Annotated in this window: 16 protein-coding genes; 7 read left to right on the top strand and 9 right to left on the bottom strand. The window is 63.1% G+C overall.

The window, feature by feature from the left end; all coding sequences use genetic code 11:
- The first annotated feature begins 45 nt into the window (after nt 1-45).
- Entirely contained in the window at nt 46-543 is a 498-nt protein-coding gene (locus A5779_RS26655) for a hypothetical protein (RefSeq protein WP_131811701.1), read from the top strand.
- 262 nt (nt 544-805) lie between these two features.
- On the opposite strand, the gene A5779_RS26650 is transcribed toward A5779_RS26655, so the two are convergent.
- Complete coding sequence (locus tag A5779_RS26650; protein ID WP_064886728.1) at nt 806-1,780, bottom strand: alpha/beta hydrolase; 975 nt, start codon at nt 1,778-1,780, stop codon at nt 806-808.
- Nucleotides 1,781-2,101: 321 nt separating this feature from the next.
- Here A5779_RS26650 and A5779_RS26645 point away from each other — a divergent pair, with 321 nt between their 5' ends.
- The 3 genes from A5779_RS26645 (at nt 2,102) to A5779_RS26635 (ending at nt 4,366) form a co-directional block, all read left to right on the top strand.
- Nucleotides 2,102-2,890: an AraC family transcriptional regulator gene (locus tag A5779_RS26645; protein ID WP_064886727.1), complete on the top strand. Its 789-nt coding sequence runs from the start codon at nt 2,102-2,104 to the stop codon at nt 2,888-2,890.
- A gap of 152 nt (nt 2,891-3,042) precedes the next feature.
- On the top strand, nt 3,043-3,315 hold the full coding sequence (locus A5779_RS26640) for a hypothetical protein (protein ID WP_064886726.1): 273 nt from the start codon (nt 3,043-3,045) through the stop codon (nt 3,313-3,315).
- A 262-nt stretch (nt 3,316-3,577) separates the two neighbouring features.
- Nucleotides 3,578-4,366 (top strand): hypothetical protein, encoded by a 789-nt coding sequence (locus A5779_RS26635; protein ID WP_064886725.1) that lies wholly within the window; start codon nt 3,578-3,580, stop codon nt 4,364-4,366.
- Between the two features lie 202 nt (nt 4,367-4,568).
- On the opposite strand, the gene A5779_RS26630 is transcribed toward A5779_RS26635, so the two are convergent.
- Genes A5779_RS26630 through A5779_RS26615 form a run of 4 tightly spaced genes read right to left on the bottom strand, consistent with a single transcriptional unit; the run spans nt 4,569 to nt 9,076 of the window.
- Nucleotides 4,569-5,315, bottom strand: coding sequence for an IclR family transcriptional regulator (locus A5779_RS26630; RefSeq protein WP_064886724.1), 747 nt, complete (start codon nt 5,313-5,315; stop codon nt 4,569-4,571).
- A 37-nt stretch (nt 5,316-5,352) separates the two neighbouring features.
- Complete coding sequence (locus tag A5779_RS26625; protein WP_131811700.1) at nt 5,353-5,664, bottom strand: hypothetical protein; 312 nt, start codon at nt 5,662-5,664, stop codon at nt 5,353-5,355.
- Nucleotides 5,661-6,728, bottom strand: coding sequence for a 2-oxo acid dehydrogenase subunit E2 (locus tag A5779_RS26620; protein ID WP_064886722.1), 1,068 nt, complete (start codon nt 6,726-6,728; stop codon nt 5,661-5,663). The genes A5779_RS26625 and A5779_RS26620 overlap by 4 nt, the downstream gene beginning before the upstream one ends.
- Nucleotides 6,725-9,076, bottom strand: coding sequence for a thiamine pyrophosphate-binding protein (locus A5779_RS26615; protein ID WP_064886721.1), 2,352 nt, complete (start codon nt 9,074-9,076; stop codon nt 6,725-6,727). The genes A5779_RS26620 and A5779_RS26615 overlap by 4 nt, the downstream gene beginning before the upstream one ends.
- A 271-nt stretch (nt 9,077-9,347) precedes the next feature.
- Between A5779_RS26615 and A5779_RS26610 the strand changes: the two genes are divergently transcribed.
- The 3 genes from A5779_RS26610 (at nt 9,348) to A5779_RS26600 (ending at nt 11,603) form a co-directional block, all read left to right on the top strand.
- The gene (locus A5779_RS26610; RefSeq protein WP_064886747.1) at nt 9,348-9,833 is read left to right on the top strand and encodes an Lrp/AsnC family transcriptional regulator; all 486 of its coding nucleotides are present in this window, start codon (nt 9,348-9,350) and stop codon (nt 9,831-9,833) included.
- A 289-nt stretch (nt 9,834-10,122) separates the two neighbouring features.
- Nucleotides 10,123-10,692 (top strand): TetR/AcrR family transcriptional regulator, encoded by a 570-nt coding sequence (locus A5779_RS26605; protein ID WP_236734890.1) that lies wholly within the window; start codon nt 10,123-10,125, stop codon nt 10,690-10,692.
- Between the two features lie 77 nt (nt 10,693-10,769).
- Nucleotides 10,770-11,603 carry an SDR family oxidoreductase gene (locus A5779_RS26600; RefSeq protein WP_064886719.1) on the top strand — a complete coding sequence of 278 codons (834 nt, stop codon included), beginning with the start codon at nt 10,770-10,772 and terminating at the stop codon, nt 11,601-11,603.
- 55 nt (nt 11,604-11,658) lie between these two features.
- On the opposite strand, the gene A5779_RS26595 is transcribed toward A5779_RS26600, so the two are convergent.
- The 4 genes from A5779_RS26595 to A5779_RS34820 form a co-directional block, all read right to left on the bottom strand.
- Nucleotides 11,659-12,504, bottom strand: coding sequence for an LLM class F420-dependent oxidoreductase (locus A5779_RS26595; RefSeq protein ID WP_064886718.1), 846 nt, complete (start codon nt 12,502-12,504; stop codon nt 11,659-11,661).
- Nucleotides 12,505-12,587: 83 nt separating this feature from the next.
- Entirely contained in the window at nt 12,588-13,946 is a 1,359-nt protein-coding gene (locus A5779_RS26590) for a lipase family protein (RefSeq protein ID WP_165609836.1), read from the bottom strand.
- Nucleotides 13,947-14,093: 147 nt separating this feature from the next.
- Nucleotides 14,094-15,026, bottom strand: coding sequence for an alpha/beta hydrolase (locus tag A5779_RS26585; RefSeq protein ID WP_064886716.1), 933 nt, complete (start codon nt 15,024-15,026; stop codon nt 14,094-14,096).
- Nucleotides 15,023-15,134, bottom strand: a 112-nt coding sequence (locus A5779_RS34820) for a DUF3237 family protein (protein WP_131811699.1), incomplete at its 5' end; no start/stop codon positions are given. The genes A5779_RS34820 and A5779_RS26585, both read right to left, overlap by 4 nt.

Genomic DNA, 15,134 nt, shown 5'->3' with positions numbered 1-15,134 from the left:
TGAAGGAACGCCGGCAATCATCACCACAGACGAACTAGGAACCAGATGCGAACCCGCACAATCCGCCTCGCCTCGGCGCTAGCTGCGCTCACTCTGGTGGCCGCAGCGTGCGGGGCCCCCGAGGACGCACCTGCGCCCGCCCCGAGTAAGGCACCGACCCGCACCGTCACGGTGACGCCCAAGCCTTCCGCCCCCGCACCCGGTGGCAACAACAACCAGCCGAGCTGTACCGGTCCGGACCAGGGCACGATCTGCACCAACCCGAATCACGGTGCAGGAGAGGACCCATCGGAGAACGGCGGCGCTGTGATGCCGAACCCGAACGGCGACGGATCGGACGTGCCGTGCGAGGGCACCATCTGCACCAACCCGAACCACGGAGCCGGTACGGATCCGGGTGAGAACGGTGGGGACGGTAACACCTCGGCGCCGACCGAGCAGCGCGACGACGACCCGGGCGGCTCGGCTTGCACCACCGGCATGGGCGTCCCCGGCGTGTACGTGCCTGACAGCGACGGCGGGTGGGTCTGCCAGATCGGCTGACAAGCCGTCTATGAGAAGGCCCCGCAACCGAATCCGGTTGCAGGGCCTGCTCATACGTGGCACAGGCAGTCACGATGCTCGTCCAGAACCCGCCACATCTCCAGGACCACAGAGTGCGAGGCCGTCTCCTTGGGCTGATCCGCGAGGCGCTTGACGCCGGGCCTCCATCCGGCGGAATCAAAATGGCGCCGGGCGGGACGGTATGAGGCCCGACCAGGGGCTGAGCCAGACCAGCCTCAGTGGGTCCGGCTCAACCGGCAGGTTAAGTGTGCTTCTCGAACCAGTCGGCCACGTGACCGACGGTGCGGTCGACAATGTCGGGCTGGTCGTAGTACTGGAAGTGATTGGTCCCGTTCTCCCAGATCAGCTTCTTGTCTGACGTCGGAATGGACTCGAAGTGCCGCCGGGCGGCGGCAGGATTCATGCAGGAGTCGGAGTGTACGAGCAGTGCCGGCTTTTGCAGTTTGGCTACGCCGGGCACGGTGGTGTAGTCGAAGTGGTCGAGGTCGCTCATGATCGCGTAGCGGTTCTCCCAGCCTTTGAGCGTCCATGAGCCATACCAGCTCCACACCAGCGGCCCGGGCAGACCAGCATCCGAACCCTTGATCGGATCGCCGAGGTCGGGCGAAACCAGCGGCTGGTAAACGACCTCACCGGTTTCCTCGTAGAGCGCCTTGGCCTGGCGGGCACGCTCAAGTCGGGCGGCCAGAAGAGCCTCGAGTTGTTCGGTCGTGGGTGCGGTGGCGGGGTCAAACGGGTTCTCGCTGACACCGGCGGCGATCATGAACAGGTCGGTTTCATGGTCGCGGTAGTAGCCGGTGACTGCTGCTACCGCGCACACGCGGTCGTCGTAGGACGCGATGTCGAGCCACTCCGGACCGCCCTGACATACCCCGAGCCCGTACACACGGTCCGAATCGATGTCGCCGCGGCCGACGATGTAGTCCAGAGCGGCGACCGCATCCTCGTTCTTCATCTTGGGGTTCTCCAGGCGCCGCGGCGTGCCGCTGCTTTCCCCGACGGTGCGTGGATCGAACGCCAGCGCGGCATAGCCTTCATCGGCCAGACGGGTGGCGTAATGGGTCGGAGCCTGTTCCTTTTCGAACGAGTAGGGCCCCAGGATCACGACGGCCGGAAATGGTCCATCGCCGTTCGGGCGGTACAGCACCCCCGCGATGGGCTCTCCGTGCGAGTCGAAGCTGACCTTCTCTGGGTTGTAGTTGCCGTGGTTAGCCATGGAAAATGTCCTCCTGCTCAAACTGATGCTGGCGTCCGCGGTCGCGGCCGGCGACGCTATTGGGTATCGGCGCGCCTGGATGCCCCGCGGGACCCTGTAATGCAGAGGTGCATGCCGCCCCCTGGCGACCAAGTTAGTGACCCGGCAGCAAAGAGCACCTTCGAAAACCGCTCGCCTATCAAAAACCCCACAGCCGCCGCCTTGTCACATTGCTAATGTGCAGCGAACGGGTCGAATATGGACTGATGCCGTACCTCCGGCGCAGCTACGAGGTACTCGAATACTTGAGCCCTTCAATGCGGCAGGAGAGCGTCCAGAGCTATGAATGTCGATTTCGAGTATGTCAGCCAGCACCTCGATGGATCGGCGGACTGCGAATTTCTGCAACCCGCCCACACCATCATGGTCTACCGCGGCGGACGTGTCCTCGCCAAGGAATACGACGTCGAAAGTATGGGCACACGCCGAGTTGAGACACCACAAGCGGGCAGTGTCTGGATACTTCCTGCTGAACACCGAGGCGCTGCGCTTGCTCGCGGCAACACGGTGGCCGACTACTGCCAACTCACAATTCCCACTGCTGCGCTAGGGGCGTACCCCCTGGTGCCGGCGGTAGGGCGCGATCACCTGCTGTTTGAGTTGGTGCAACGCATGTATGGCCTGCGGGACCGCAGCGACGTGGGTGCTCGGCTGCTCCAAGACTCGTTGAACGAGACGGTGCGTCTGCACCTCAGAGATCGCTACATCCCCGCCGCCGCGGTCGATGTCGAGCAGGCACCCAAGACCCTCAGCGCCAACATGCAGTCTCTGCTGCGCGAATACCTCGAAGACAGTCTCGACGTACATATCAGTCTGCAGGAACTTGCTGATATCGCCCGCATGCCTATCAACCGGTTCGCCGCAGCCTTCAACGAAGCGTTTCACACCACCCCACACCAATACGTCATCGACCAACGCATCTCGCGCGCAAAACACCTGCTGGCTACCTCAACGTTGAGTGTTACTGAGATCACCACAGCCATAGGATTTTCGACACCCAGTCACTTCGCGACCACGTTCAAAAGCCGGGTCGGATTGACCCCCAGCCAATACCGACGGCACGCACAGTAAAGGCAGCAGCGGATCTTCCCCGTAGGGGTCGCCCGCCGGTGATTTCTCAACAGCCTGTGAGTTTTCCGGAAGCGAACTCGACGTTCTCTCGCTAGGTTCCACTCGGTTTGCGCGGGATTGCCCGACCCGGTCCCGAGTGTGAGGAGAACCCTGTGCTGAAGAAGTTTGCCGTGGCCGCAGCGCTGGCGCTGGGCGCCGTGATGGCCACCGCCGGCATCGCGCACGCCGATGACGTGGTCGTGCGGGACGCCAACGGTATCCCGCGGAGCTGGCAGACGGAGGCGTCGTGCATCAAGGACGGACCCGATCAGCGCCTTGAGAACATCGATGACGACGCGTTCCTCAAGTACTGGTATTGCATGCAGCACGACGACGGCCTGTGGTATCTGCACAACACCGACAGCCCGACCGAGCGGGTGAACTAGCGCCGTAGTTTCCCCGAAACCAAGACTCATCGTTGCGACCTGAACTCCCCATCGGGTCGCAGCGGTGCGATCGGCAGCCCCGGCCGGGGGTTTCGGGGCTGTCGATCGGTATTCGATGACGCGCAACGTGAGGAGTACGCGGTGCCCCGGCTATCACCGCCGGCGACGAGATCCTGCCGACGGGACCAAATGGGGCCACATACATCAGAACCGAGTTGGGGCGCACGCTGTGCGGCATCGACAGGGCCACGTCAGTTGCACCGTGCAGTTCGTCAATCCGCCGCTGGTCAGCACGGGCGACATCGCGAACTCGGTGTCGCTCAACGAGAGCGGCACCTTCACCTACCTGGCCGCCGACCTGGGCGTGATCGACCCACCGCACCTGATCCGCTACGACCAGACCTATGTCGTCAACGGCTGGGCGGTTGAGGCGCTCAACGACGGAACCCGGTTCACCAACAACCGGACCAACGAGGGATTCTGGGTGAGCGTCACCGAGGTCAAGTCAATCGGACAGCCTGAGCGCGCGAGAAGCCCTGCGGGACAGCGACGGTACTCTATCGCTGCTCGACTTGTCGCGCAGCCACGGAGCACCGGCTATGACCACCCTGGCCATCACGCCGCGCTGCTCATCGACCAAATCAGCTTCACCGTCGCAGCTCTCCGCGGCCATCGGCCTCCTACGGGCCTTGCTAGGTCACCAGCTCGGCGGCATTCCCGCTTGCCGACGCCGGTTCAGCCTCCCAGGCAATGCACCTGGGCATCCAACCACACCCTGACGACTCCGAAATTCACGATCAACACCACGGAGAAGAGGCCGATCCGAAATAGCCGGACAGTCAATGACGTGCATCACGTCTCGCAGGCAATGTGGTTCCTGTCACTGTCATCGGCCCTCGGGTATATCGGCGGGTCGTCACGTTCGATGGGAGAACACCATGGGAGCCAGCGCAATTGGACGCGTCACCGGAAACCTAAAGACGCTGTCGGCGGTGATGGGTGTGGCGGCAGCGGTAGGGATGGGTGCGATGTCCTTCACTCATGGAACTGACGTCGCCGGAGCCAGCGTGGCGCGTAGCGACGATCTTTCGTCGGCCACGGTGACGCGGTCAACGGCTCCGAAGGAGCTGGCCACTTCATTCGCCCGGCCGACCCACACCGCCAAACCGTGCGCCGCGAGAGCCACCATGCCTTGCTGACAAGTCTCGCGGATCGCTCGCGCACAACGGGATTGGTCAGCCGACGTTGACGGTTCAGTGCGGCGGAACCGCGTTCTGGACGAGGCTATGCGCTGTCCGCCTGGCGATGCGAATGTACTCTTCTCTGCGGTTCAGAAGCCGTTCCGTTGGTGCGCTGATCGACAATGCCGCAATCGCCCGATGGTCACGCTGATGGATGCCTACGGCGATACATGACTGGTCCGGGATGGTTTCACCGTGCTCTATCGCGACGTCGTCGCGTCGGGCGGAGATGAGCTGCGCATGAAGGATATTCACGTCAACCACCGAGTTCTCCGTGAGCCTCGGCAATCCGTTGCGGTCGATGAGTTCTTCAACCGTGGACCATGGTAGCTGCGCCATGAGCAACTTCCCGAGTGCCGAGGTGTGGCCGGAAATATGAACTCCGCGAGTGACTATCGGATCCGTCCGATCTGCGGATGCATTGGTGATGCAGACGACGCCTCGACCATCCCACGCGCCGATGGTCACCGCGGCTGAGAGCTGGTGGGAGAGCGCTGCCACACGCCGATTTGTATCGGCATTGAAACAGCTGGAACTCATGAGCCGGCCACTGAAGAGCAGAACGCGCCAGCCGAGTCGATAGCGGTCGCCTGAAGTCTGTTGCAGCAGACCAATCGCTGCAAGACTGGACATGATGTCGAAGGTCGTCGACTTCGGCAGCTGCAGCCTCGCGGCCACCGCCGTCACACCCCACTCTGGTGTCTCAGCCGTGAAGAGATCGAGCACCTTCCCGGTGCGGTCGATCGTGTTCAGCACCATGCGGCCCTGCGTACGAGAGGGAGTTCGGTCCCGGTGGTCAAGATCTCTGCGCGTGATCGGTCGCGCGAGCTTGGTCGGAATGACCGAGAGCGGCGAGTTTCGCCGAACAGATTCCGATCACACGTTCTCGATCGGATTCGCGCATCGCCCGGGGCGGTGCTTCCCGAACGAGCACCAGCACTCGATGATAGAAGGTCGACGGTGCGATGCCGAACTCCGGCAAGATGTATTCGTCGCCGTGATCGAACGGTGCCCATCGAGCCACAAACGAGAGCATGCGGCCAGTTTCAGTAAGCATGTGCGAGTTGATATTTGTAGGTCGTCCCGCTTTTCGCGGTTCTTTTGTCATCGAAGGTCCGCATCGTCGAAGCCGCGCTCCAGGCGATGGCGCACGGTGCCGAGATAGCGTGCGGCGTCGGCGCCGTCGATGATCCGATGGTCGTAGGACAGCGAAAGGTAGGCCATCGAACTCGTCTTCACCACGAGGTTGCCAAGCTCGTCGCGCCCAGGAACCAGTCGTTCGACCACTGTCCCGACACCCAGGATGGCTGATTGGGGTTGATTGATGATGGGGGTGTCGAACAGCGCACCGCGGCTTCCGGTGTTGGTGATCGTGAAAGTACCTCCCGACAGATCGTCAGGCCGTACCGTCCCCGATCTCACCGCCAGGGCCGATGCCGCGATGGCCGCTGCCAAGCCGGCCAACGTCATTGACTCGGCGTCGCGGATCACCGGCACCATCAGACCCTTGTCACTATCGACTGCAACACCTAGATGGACGGCACTGTGATAGGTGACCTCGGTGCAGTCGGCGTTCAACGAAGCGTTGATCACCGGGTGTGCCGCAAGGCCTTCCACGGCAGCGCCGACGACAAACGGCAGATAGGACAGCTTCTGGCCGGTCCTGTCCTCGAATTCGGCTTTGTTGCGGTTGCGCACCAGCGCCACATTGGTCAGGTCGACTTCGACCACCGTCGTCAACTGTGCCGATGTCTGCAGCGATGTCAGCATGCGCTGAGCAATCGTGCGCCGGATCCGCGAGAGCTTCTCGACGCGCTCCGTTGCTGATTCAGCCGGTTCAGGTTCCGGTTCGGGTTCCGGCTCGGCGACCTCTGGAACGCTCTCTGGCTCATGGGCCGTTTCCTCGGTGGGCGCTGCGTCGGTAGCGCTGATCACCGCGATGACCGCGCCGATCTCGACCACGGAGTCCTCCGGTTCGATGATCTGAGTCAGGATCCCGGCTGCGGGAGAGCAGACTTCGGTATCGACCTTGTCGGTGGCGACCTCGAGCAGGGGTTCGTCAGGCTGCACTTCATCGCCTACTGCTTTGAGCCACCGGGTGATGGTGGCCTCGGTGACCGCCTCGCCAAGAGCGGGCAGTTCCACATTGGTCATGCTTGTGGCGGAAGTCATTTCACGCTCCGTTCGGCCATGTCGAGTGCTGCGCTGACGATGCTGTCGGTGTCGATGCCGTGGTACCGGTAGACATCGTCGAGCGAGCCGACCTGTCCGAATCGACTCACTCCCAGAGCGGCTCCCGCCACATTGTTGATACCGGTGAGAAACGCCAACGTATGTGGGTGTCCGTCGAGCACGGTCACCATCGGGGCCGCTCGCTCGGCCGGGAAGACCTGTTCGAGGATCCAGCTCGGGCTCTCGGAAAGCCCGCGGCGAGCTTGTAATGCGTCGAACAGCAGGCCGGGACTCGTCACGCAGATGACGTCGGTATCGATGCCCTGCTCGGCGAGCCGATCCGCCGCCCGCAGGGACTCGGTGATCATCGCTCCCATTGCGACCACAGCGACCTGCGGTGTGCCACCGGCTCGTCGCAGGATGTACGCACCGGCGACCACTTGTTTTCTGCGGCGTTCTCGGGCGGCGGCGTCGTCGGGAACTGATGCCAAAGTCTGGTCCACGGGCCGCGTGGAAAGCCGCACATACGACGACGAGCCGTCCGGCCGACCCAACTGGCCGATGCATGACAGCAAGGTCCACTCGACATCGATGGCAAATGCCGGCTCGTAACTGATGCAACCGGGTTGCTCAAGGCCGATCGACGGTGTCTTGATGGACTGATGTGCGCCGCCCTCGGCCGCGAGTGACACACCGGAGGGGGTCCCGACCAGAATCGACTGCCCGCCTGCGTAAATCCCGTAGGACCACGGCTCCAAGGCACGTTCCACGAATGGGTCGTAGACCACACCGATCGGAAAGAGGGGTTCGCCCCACCGGCTCCACGTAGCGCCGAGCTCACCGATCAGGCCGACAAGATTGGTCTCGGCGATACCGAGTTCCATGTGCTGTCCGGTCGGTCTCTCCCGCCAGTGCATGATCGTCTCGGGGTCGTCGTCGAACCAGTTTCGACGTTCGTTCGGCGACCACACGCCAACCTTGTTGAGCCAACCGGCCAGGTTGGTCGTTGAGCTGACGTCGGGGCTCACGGTGACCACACGCTTGGCCGCGTCCGGAGCCTGACGGCTCAGGTCGAGCAGAACCCGGCCCAGAGCCGCCTGGGTAGACGATGTGCCCGAGGGGGTGCGACCAGTGTCGACGGGAACGGCGGGGGGAGTCGACAGTGTCACCGGCTCGCGCCGCAGCCTCTCGGCAGTCGTGGTGCAGAGCGCTCCGGGCGCACCATCGTTGGAGAAACGCTGCCAAGGACTGGTCGGGTCCATACCGAGTTCCGTGGCGAACTGCTCGTACTGCTCGACGGTGAGTAGTGACGAATGATTCTGGGGATGGCCCTGGGTGGGCAGTCGGTGACCCTTGATGGTGTAGGCGATGATCACCGTCGGACGAGTGTCATCGATTTGGGCGTAGGCAGCGCGCAGTGCGCCAAGGTCGTGGCCGCCCAGATTGCGGATCGCGGCCAGCAACGTATTCTCATCCAGGTCGCGGATCAGCGTCGAGATCTGCTCGGCACCTATTCCGTTGCCGGGCAGCCTCTCCCGTAGCTCTTCGGCTGAGCAGCGCAGCAGACGCTGGTACTCGGGGTTGGGCATCTCGAGGATGCGGGTGCGCAGCGCGGTCCCACCGCGGTGGTCGAACAATGACTCAAGCTGGGCACCGAACTTCACATTGATCACTTGCCATCCGGCGGCCGAGAACATCGCCTCCAGCCGTCCGGCCGCGATGTTCGGCACGACGCGGTCGAGTGATTGGCGGTTGAGGTCGACGATCCAGACAATCTCGCCGAGTTCGGCGACGGAGTTGTCCAGGATGGCTTCCCAGACCGCCCCCTCGTCGAGTTCGGCGTCGCCCACCAGCGAGTACTGGCGACCTTTTCCTGCGGCGCCGATCTGCATGTCGACGTAGCGACGGGCGATCGTGCCCCATATCGGCGCAGTCGCCCCGATCCCCACCGATCCTGTCGAATAATCAACGGGATCAGGGTCTTTCGATCGGCTCGGGTAGGACTGCAGCCCACCGAACTCCCGCAACGTAGTCAAGTACTTCTGATCGAGTTCGCCCAGCAGATAATTGATGCTGTGCAGCACGGGCGAGGCATGCGGCTTCACCGACACCCGATCACCTGGTTGAAGCTGTTCGAACCACAGCGACGTCATGATCGAGGTCATGGAGGCGCACGACGCCTGATGGCCTCCCACCTTCAGGCCGGTCGGATTGGGCCGAACACGGTTGGCGTGGTGGATGATCGACGTCGATAGCCACAACACGCGGTCCTCGATCTCGCGGAGGGTGGTGTCTGCTGACGTGTCGGCGACACGAAGCCGTGCATCGACTGATTGCGATCGGTCCATCGGTGGTTTCCTTGCATGCGAGTTCCAGATTGTGGGGTGACCGGCCTTCGCCGTGCTCAGGTCGTGAACACGGCGACTGCGCGTCGCAGCAATCGGGCTCGAGTGAGAGCGCAGGCGCTGCCGACCGCGGTGACGCGGCCGTCGGAGCTCCGTAAGGGTGCAGAACTCGCTGTCAAGTCGAGCATCGATCTACACTTTGAACAAGTTCGAGCGGCGCGATTGAGCATTTTGCTGATGTCGGCGTTCGGGCAGTCAGTTGGAGGTTGTCATTTTGACCACGCAAACCAGAGTCGACGCTTTGGATGCTCGGATCCTCAAGGCTCTCAACGATGATCCTCGCGCCACCGTGATCGCGTTGGCCGACGAGACCCGCCTGTCGCGCAACACTGTCCAGGCACGCATCAACAAGTTGGAGCGATTGGGCGTCCTGCGCTCGTTCGAGAGACGCATCGATCCCGCCACACTGGGCTACCCGTTGACGGCGTATATCCTGACGCGCGTCACGCAGCGCAAGCTCGCTGCCATCGCGCGAGCGCTGGAGCAGGTTCCCGAAGTCGTCGAAGTTCAAGGACTCGGGGGTACTACTGATCTGTTGATTCACGTGGTCGCCCGTGAAGCGGACGATCTCTACCGGGTAGCCGGCCGGATACTCGATATTGACGGTGTTGAGCAGACCAACACCTCGCTGGTCATGCGCAAGCTCGTTGACTTCCGGCTGACACCGCTTCTGGAGAAACTGGCTGAGGAAACGAAATGATCGCCTTACCTCGCTCCGGTAGTTGCTCAGTTGCTTTTCGTGGCAGCGGTTTTGCGTCCGGCGAAGAGACGATGCGTTCGCGCTTACAGGGCGCGACAGGTTCTGGGTAACTCAGGAACGAGGCCCGCAGGCCGGTTCACATGTGATTCGTGCAAGATCTCGCGGGACGACCTGATCACGGTGACTGACACCGCCGTGTTTCACTGGGGGGATGGACCCAGAGCGCTCCGAGACGGTCACGGGGCGAACGCGCGGTCGGCGTGCTCGGCAGGGGCCGACCCGGCGGACGGTGAAGCGGGCAGAACGGCACGACCGGGTCTACGAAGCCGCCATCGCGCTGTTCGTCGAACGCGGATTCGAGGCGTCCTCGATGGACGAGATCGCCGACCGGTCGGGACTGTCGCGCAGCACTGTATTCACGCATTTCCCCCGCAAGACGCTCTTTCTTGAGGAATGGATGCGGCGACGACGGAACGAGGCCTGGCAGTCCGCGCGAACTGACGGGGTGGCGGGTCGGCCACTTCGTGAAGTGCTCGGCGCTTACCTGGATGCCCTGGCCACCTCGAACTCCGCTGCCCGTGCGGAGATGTGCGCGCTCGTCCCTCCCGCCCTCCTGCACACGACGATGCTGGTCGACCATCCAGTCGGGGTGGACTTCGCTGCCCTGATCGTGGAAACCGAGGCGGTCCTTCGACCGTCCGTGCGACCGGAACGGGTTGGACGGCTGCTCGCGTCGGGCTACGTCTCCGCGATGTCGCAGTGGATCCAGGAGGAGCCCCCGGAGTCCGATCTCGGCACCGAACTGAGCGCGTTGCTGGACCTCGTCCTGTCGGGCGCCCAGTCGAACGGGCTCGAATAGCTGCTCGACCTGCCGCGATGTCATGAATCCGGACTCAAGTCTTGTTTCGTCGCGGCTTCGCTCGTAGGGTTTCAGCGGTGACCACACTCATCACCGGCGCGACGGGTGGAATCGGAGCGAGCCTGGTTGGACGATTGGCGTCGGCCGACCGGGCCGTGAGGGCAGGCAGTCGCGATCCCCGCAAGGCAGCAGGACTGGGCGTCGAGATCGTCGAACTGGATCTCGCCAAGCGGGAAACCTTCGACAAGGCATTGGCGGGCGTCGACCGCATCTTCCTCTACGCGGAACCCGCCGCCATCGAGAACTTCGTCGACTCTGCAGAGCGCGCAGGTGTCAGGCGCGTCGTCCTACTCTCCTCGGACTCCGTGGAGATGGCCAACGCGGAACACAACGCCCTGGCACAACATCACGATGAAGTCGAAAAAGCCATAGCTGGTGCGTCTTTCAGCACTACGGTGCTACGGCCGGGAACATTCGCCACCATGACGCTCGACTGGGCATCCTTCATCCGCACCGGAGTCCCGGTCGAGCAGCCCTTCTGGGGAGCCTGTCTCGACGTGATCCATCCCGAGGACATCGCCGACGTGGCCGAATGTGCGCTCATCAACGACGATCTGGAGGGGCTCACCCTGCCTCTTGGCGGCCCCGAGGTTCTGAGCTTCCATCAGCAACGTGACACTCTGGCAAGCCTGCTCGCGCGAGAGCTGGATTGGCGGGAGCCCAGCAGAGAACAAGCTGTGCAACATCTTTCGCGACACGCGCCGCTTCCTCTGGTCGACGCCATCCTCGACTACTGGTCGCAGCTGCCGCGACAACACGACAAGGCCCGGCGATCCGTCGAGCGCATCACCGGAAGGCCCGGACGCACGTTCCGGCAGTGGGCCGGCGAGCGGCTCGACGCGTTTCGCTGATCGCCGAGCCCGGCGAAGGGTCAGCTCGATCAATCGGTGATCCGCGCACTGTGGATCAGATGAGGCCGAGCGGTCCGGCCAATGCGGTAAGGGAGGGAATCAGGTTGTCGGGACCGGTCAGGACCTGCACAGGCACGTGGGTCGCGCCGGCAACGAGATGCTCGTTCAGTCTGGCTGCGATGGCATCGGTACTGCCATACGCGACGAGGGCGTCGATCAGGGCATCGCTGCCGGGGTAGGCAACGTCGGAGTCGTTGAACCCCAATTGCTTCCAGTTGTTCACATAGTTGGTGCCGTTGAGGTAGATGGCGAGAGCTTCGCGTCCGACGGCCCTTGCCTCAGCCGCGTCTGTGTTCAGCACCACCTTGTGTTCCGGGGCGATGAAAGCATCCGGCCCGACCAACGCGCGCGCCTGAGCGGTGTGTTGCGGAGTGGTCAGGTAGGGATGGGCTCCCGCGCTGCGGCGTGCGGCCAGCTTCAGGACCTGGGGGCCGAGCGCGGCGACGACGCGCTGGTCCTTTGGCACGCCGTATTCATCGAGTTTGGTGAGGTACTCGGCGAGCGCGTCGTAGGGTTTCTTGTACTCGGCGATCAGCTCGGGATGTCCGGCCCCGATCCCGAGCAGGAATCGTCCGGGGTGTGCCGTATCGATACGGTGAAACGACTCGGCGACCTTGCCGGCGGCCGCCGACCAGATGTTGACGATGCCCGTTGCCACCTTCAGCGTCTTCGTCGGCTCAAGGATTGACTCAACCCAGTCGAGTTCGGCCGGCGGCGAGCCGCCTGCCCAGATCGCGCCGTAGCCGAGCGCCTCGATATCCCTCAGTTGCGCGGCGGTCATTTGTTTCCACTGCTGGAAAAGGCCGAATACGCCGAAGGTGCCCAGATTTAAGCTAGTCATGAGTCAGTCAACCAGTCGTGAACCCACGAATATTCCGATATATACTGCAGGACTGCAGCTTTGAGCTCGACTGGCATCGGTGTTCACTCCGACAGCTGACTGCAGGTGGGTGAGGTGGGCACGCCGTTGAAGCGGTCGGCGATCCAGGCGATGCTCCGCTCGCCGTCGACGAAGGCGGTCAGGAGTGAGTTGGTATCCGTCTTGTTGAGGAAAGGTGGTTGCTCGTTGGTCCACAATGTGACATCGGCTCCGAGCGCACACCAATCTCTCGCGGTTGCCACCACCGACTCGTATGGCGCGAAAGAATCCCACCGGTTATGCGAAAGATACACCGGCCCAGTTGGTTTCACGTTTCCAATTCGCTGCATCGCCAGGATGGAGCTCAGTGGTTCCTCGCGCACCGATTGATAGAGGTCTTTCTTGAACCATGGCTGCAGATGGCGGAACGCATAGTTGATGCCGGTTTGGATCATGCACTGTCTGCTGGTGTTGGCCAGCATCTCCACACCGCGCGGGGTGAGGGAATCCGCAATCGGTTGGGTCATATCGGGATACGCTTCTTGAATCCCTCGTAGCACCCACCCAAGGGATCCGGCGAGCTGGTTTCCGTCAAGAGGCGGCAACATGCTTGGCAGATCGGTTGTGGCGCCGTTGGCATAGGTGCCAACCACGTTGAGTTCGGGTGCGTACGCACCGGCCAGTTCGGCCGCCGCCAAAGCGGCATGGCCGCCGCCCGCCAGCCAGCCCCAGAAGGCAACGGGCCCGCGCGGATCCAACGTGGTACCGGGCAGCTTCATCGCCGCCCGCGCAGCATCGTTCAGTGCGGTCCCGCCTGCGACGCGGTTCAGGAACTGGGGCGCCATCTGACCGTGCACCCCCAATCCGACACCATCGGTGACCACTATCGCGAAGCCACGCGCCAGCAGGGTCGCGATGAATCCCTCCTCGAGGTTGAACATCAGGTCGAAGCCTGTGTCCAACGAGGCATGGATGCCTTGGTTGAACAGGCGCGACGGAGCGCACTGCTCTCCCATTCCGTACGGGGCCGTGGCGTAGGCAAGCAACGGGCGGGGCCCGCTGCCGGGCCATGCGACATCAGGCTCGATATAGGTGCCCGTGACTGCCACGGGATGCCCCTGAGCATCGGTGCTGCGATACATGATTCGGGTCCCGGTCCCCACGAAGGAGCCCAGTTGTCCGGAAGGCTCCAGAACCAGCCTGGAAGGCTCGGTTCGGATGAGATCACCCGGTGTGCCCGCGGGCAGGGGATCCGGCGGCGTGTAGAAGGCCCAGTACTGTGATTCGTCAGCTCGGGCAACCGGCGTATTCACCGAAAATGGCACTGACGCAGCGACACACAGGGCGATGATCAACGATCTGACCCAGCTTCGCGCGCGGCATTTCGGGACATGTGCAGATTCGTCACCCGAAAAGGGAATCATCGTTGGTTTCCTTTGGTTTGGACTGGTTGACGGCGGAAGTGGCGCCGCCTGGAGCGAGCGCAGGTCGGCACAGCACAACGCGGTAATGACTTGTGCTGGTGCGTGTTTTAACCAGGGGTGAACGGCCCGATGGGCCGGGGTAGAAAGCTAGCTGAGGAACGCTGCGAGTTCCCTCGCGAATACGGTGATCGCGTGATCGCCGTCGTCGAGTACGCCTGCCAGTAAGGGGAAGCTGTGCGGCATGCCCTCGTACTCGTGGGTTTGAACCTTGACTCCCGCCGCGGTGAGCCTGCCACCGTAGCGGTGCGCGTCATCGGCAACGGGATCGATCTGAGCGCTGACGATCACAGCAGGCGGGGCGCCCACGAGGTTCTGCGTCAGCAATGGCGAGGCGAGGCTCGAACCACGGTCGTCCAGTTCGGGTACGTACATGTCGTAAGCCCAGTCCAGCGCGGTCCGGGTGAGGAAGGGGCCGTCCTTGTACCGTTCGACCGAGTTGCTGCTCATGGTGGCATCGAGTGCCGGGCACAGCAGACCTTGGGCCTTGACCGGAGGGCCTTGTTCTCGGGAGGCAAGCGCAACGCTTGCCGCCAGTGCGCCGCCGGAGGAATCGCCCGCGACCGCAAGGGCTTCGGGGTCGATGCCTAGATCATCAGCGTGCTCACTCACCCAGGTAAACGCCTCGCCGGCGTCGTGGTGAGCGCAGGGAAACTGGTATTCGGGTGCCAGCCGGTATGCCACGGAAACCACGATGAGTTCGCCCCGCGTGCAGAGCTTCCGGCACAGCCGATCGTGGGTGTCGAGGCTTCCACGTACGAACGCCCCGCCATGCAGATAAACAACGGCCGGCAGTGCCGGTAAGGCTACGGGTGGGCGGTAACACCGCGCCGCGACTACACCGTCGCGGAGGGGGATCGTGAAATCGTCTACTGCGCAACGATTGTCAACGTCTCCCGCCAACGTGATCAACTTCTCCCCGGCCTCCCGGTAAGCCGCGATCGACATTTCCCACGGCTGTGCAGCAGGCCGTTCGGACAGGGAGCGCAGCAGCTGCTGTACCTGGGTATGCAGCCCACTCATGCCGCGACTCGGAAGACTTGGAATTCGACGATGGGGCCGGGTTGGATGCGTCCTTGTCCGACGAAGATGCTTTGGTTGACCCAGGCGTATTTGGGGTCTCCGGATTCC

This window comes from Mycolicibacterium peregrinum (genome assembly GCF_001665625.1).
In the GTDB taxonomy this organism is placed as follows: Bacteria; Actinomycetota; Actinomycetes; order Mycobacteriales; family Mycobacteriaceae; genus Mycobacterium; species Mycobacterium peregrinum_B.
This window is presented reverse-complemented; position numbering and strand designations above follow the sequence as displayed.

Bases quoted from the DNA above. Each gene is read 5' to 3' on its own strand.
- A5779_RS26595 (WP_064886718.1), bottom strand. From the start codon at position 12,504: ATGACTAGCTTAAATCTGGGCACCTTCGGCGTATTCGGCCTTTTCCAG.
- A5779_RS26590 (WP_165609836.1), bottom strand. From the start codon at position 13,946: ATGATTCCCTTTTCGGGTGACGAATCTGCACATGTCCCGAAATGCCGC.
- A5779_RS26630 (WP_064886724.1), bottom strand. From the start codon at position 5,315: ATGGTGCTGAACACGATCGACCGCACCGGGAAGGTGCTCGATCTCTTC.
- A5779_RS26620 (WP_064886722.1), bottom strand. From the start codon at position 6,728: ATGACTTCCGCCACAAGCATGACCAATGTGGAACTGCCCGCTCTTGGC.
- A5779_RS26585 (WP_064886716.1), bottom strand. From the start codon at position 15,026: ATGAGTGGGCTGCATACCCAGGTACAGCAGCTGCTGCGCTCCCTGTCC.
- A5779_RS26625 (WP_131811700.1), bottom strand. From the start codon at position 5,664: ATGACAAAAGAACCGCGAAAAGCGGGACGACCTACAAATATCAACTCG.
- A5779_RS26615 (WP_064886721.1), bottom strand. From the start codon at position 9,076: ATGGACCGATCGCAATCAGTCGATGCACGGCTTCGTGTCGCCGACACG.
- A5779_RS26645 (WP_064886727.1), top strand. From the start codon at position 2,102: ATGAATGTCGATTTCGAGTATGTCAGCCAGCACCTCGATGGATCGGCG.
- A5779_RS26650 (WP_064886728.1), bottom strand. From the start codon at position 1,780: ATGGCTAACCACGGCAACTACAACCCAGAGAAGGTCAGCTTCGACTCG.
- A5779_RS26655 (WP_131811701.1), top strand. From the start codon at position 46: ATGCGAACCCGCACAATCCGCCTCGCCTCGGCGCTAGCTGCGCTCACT.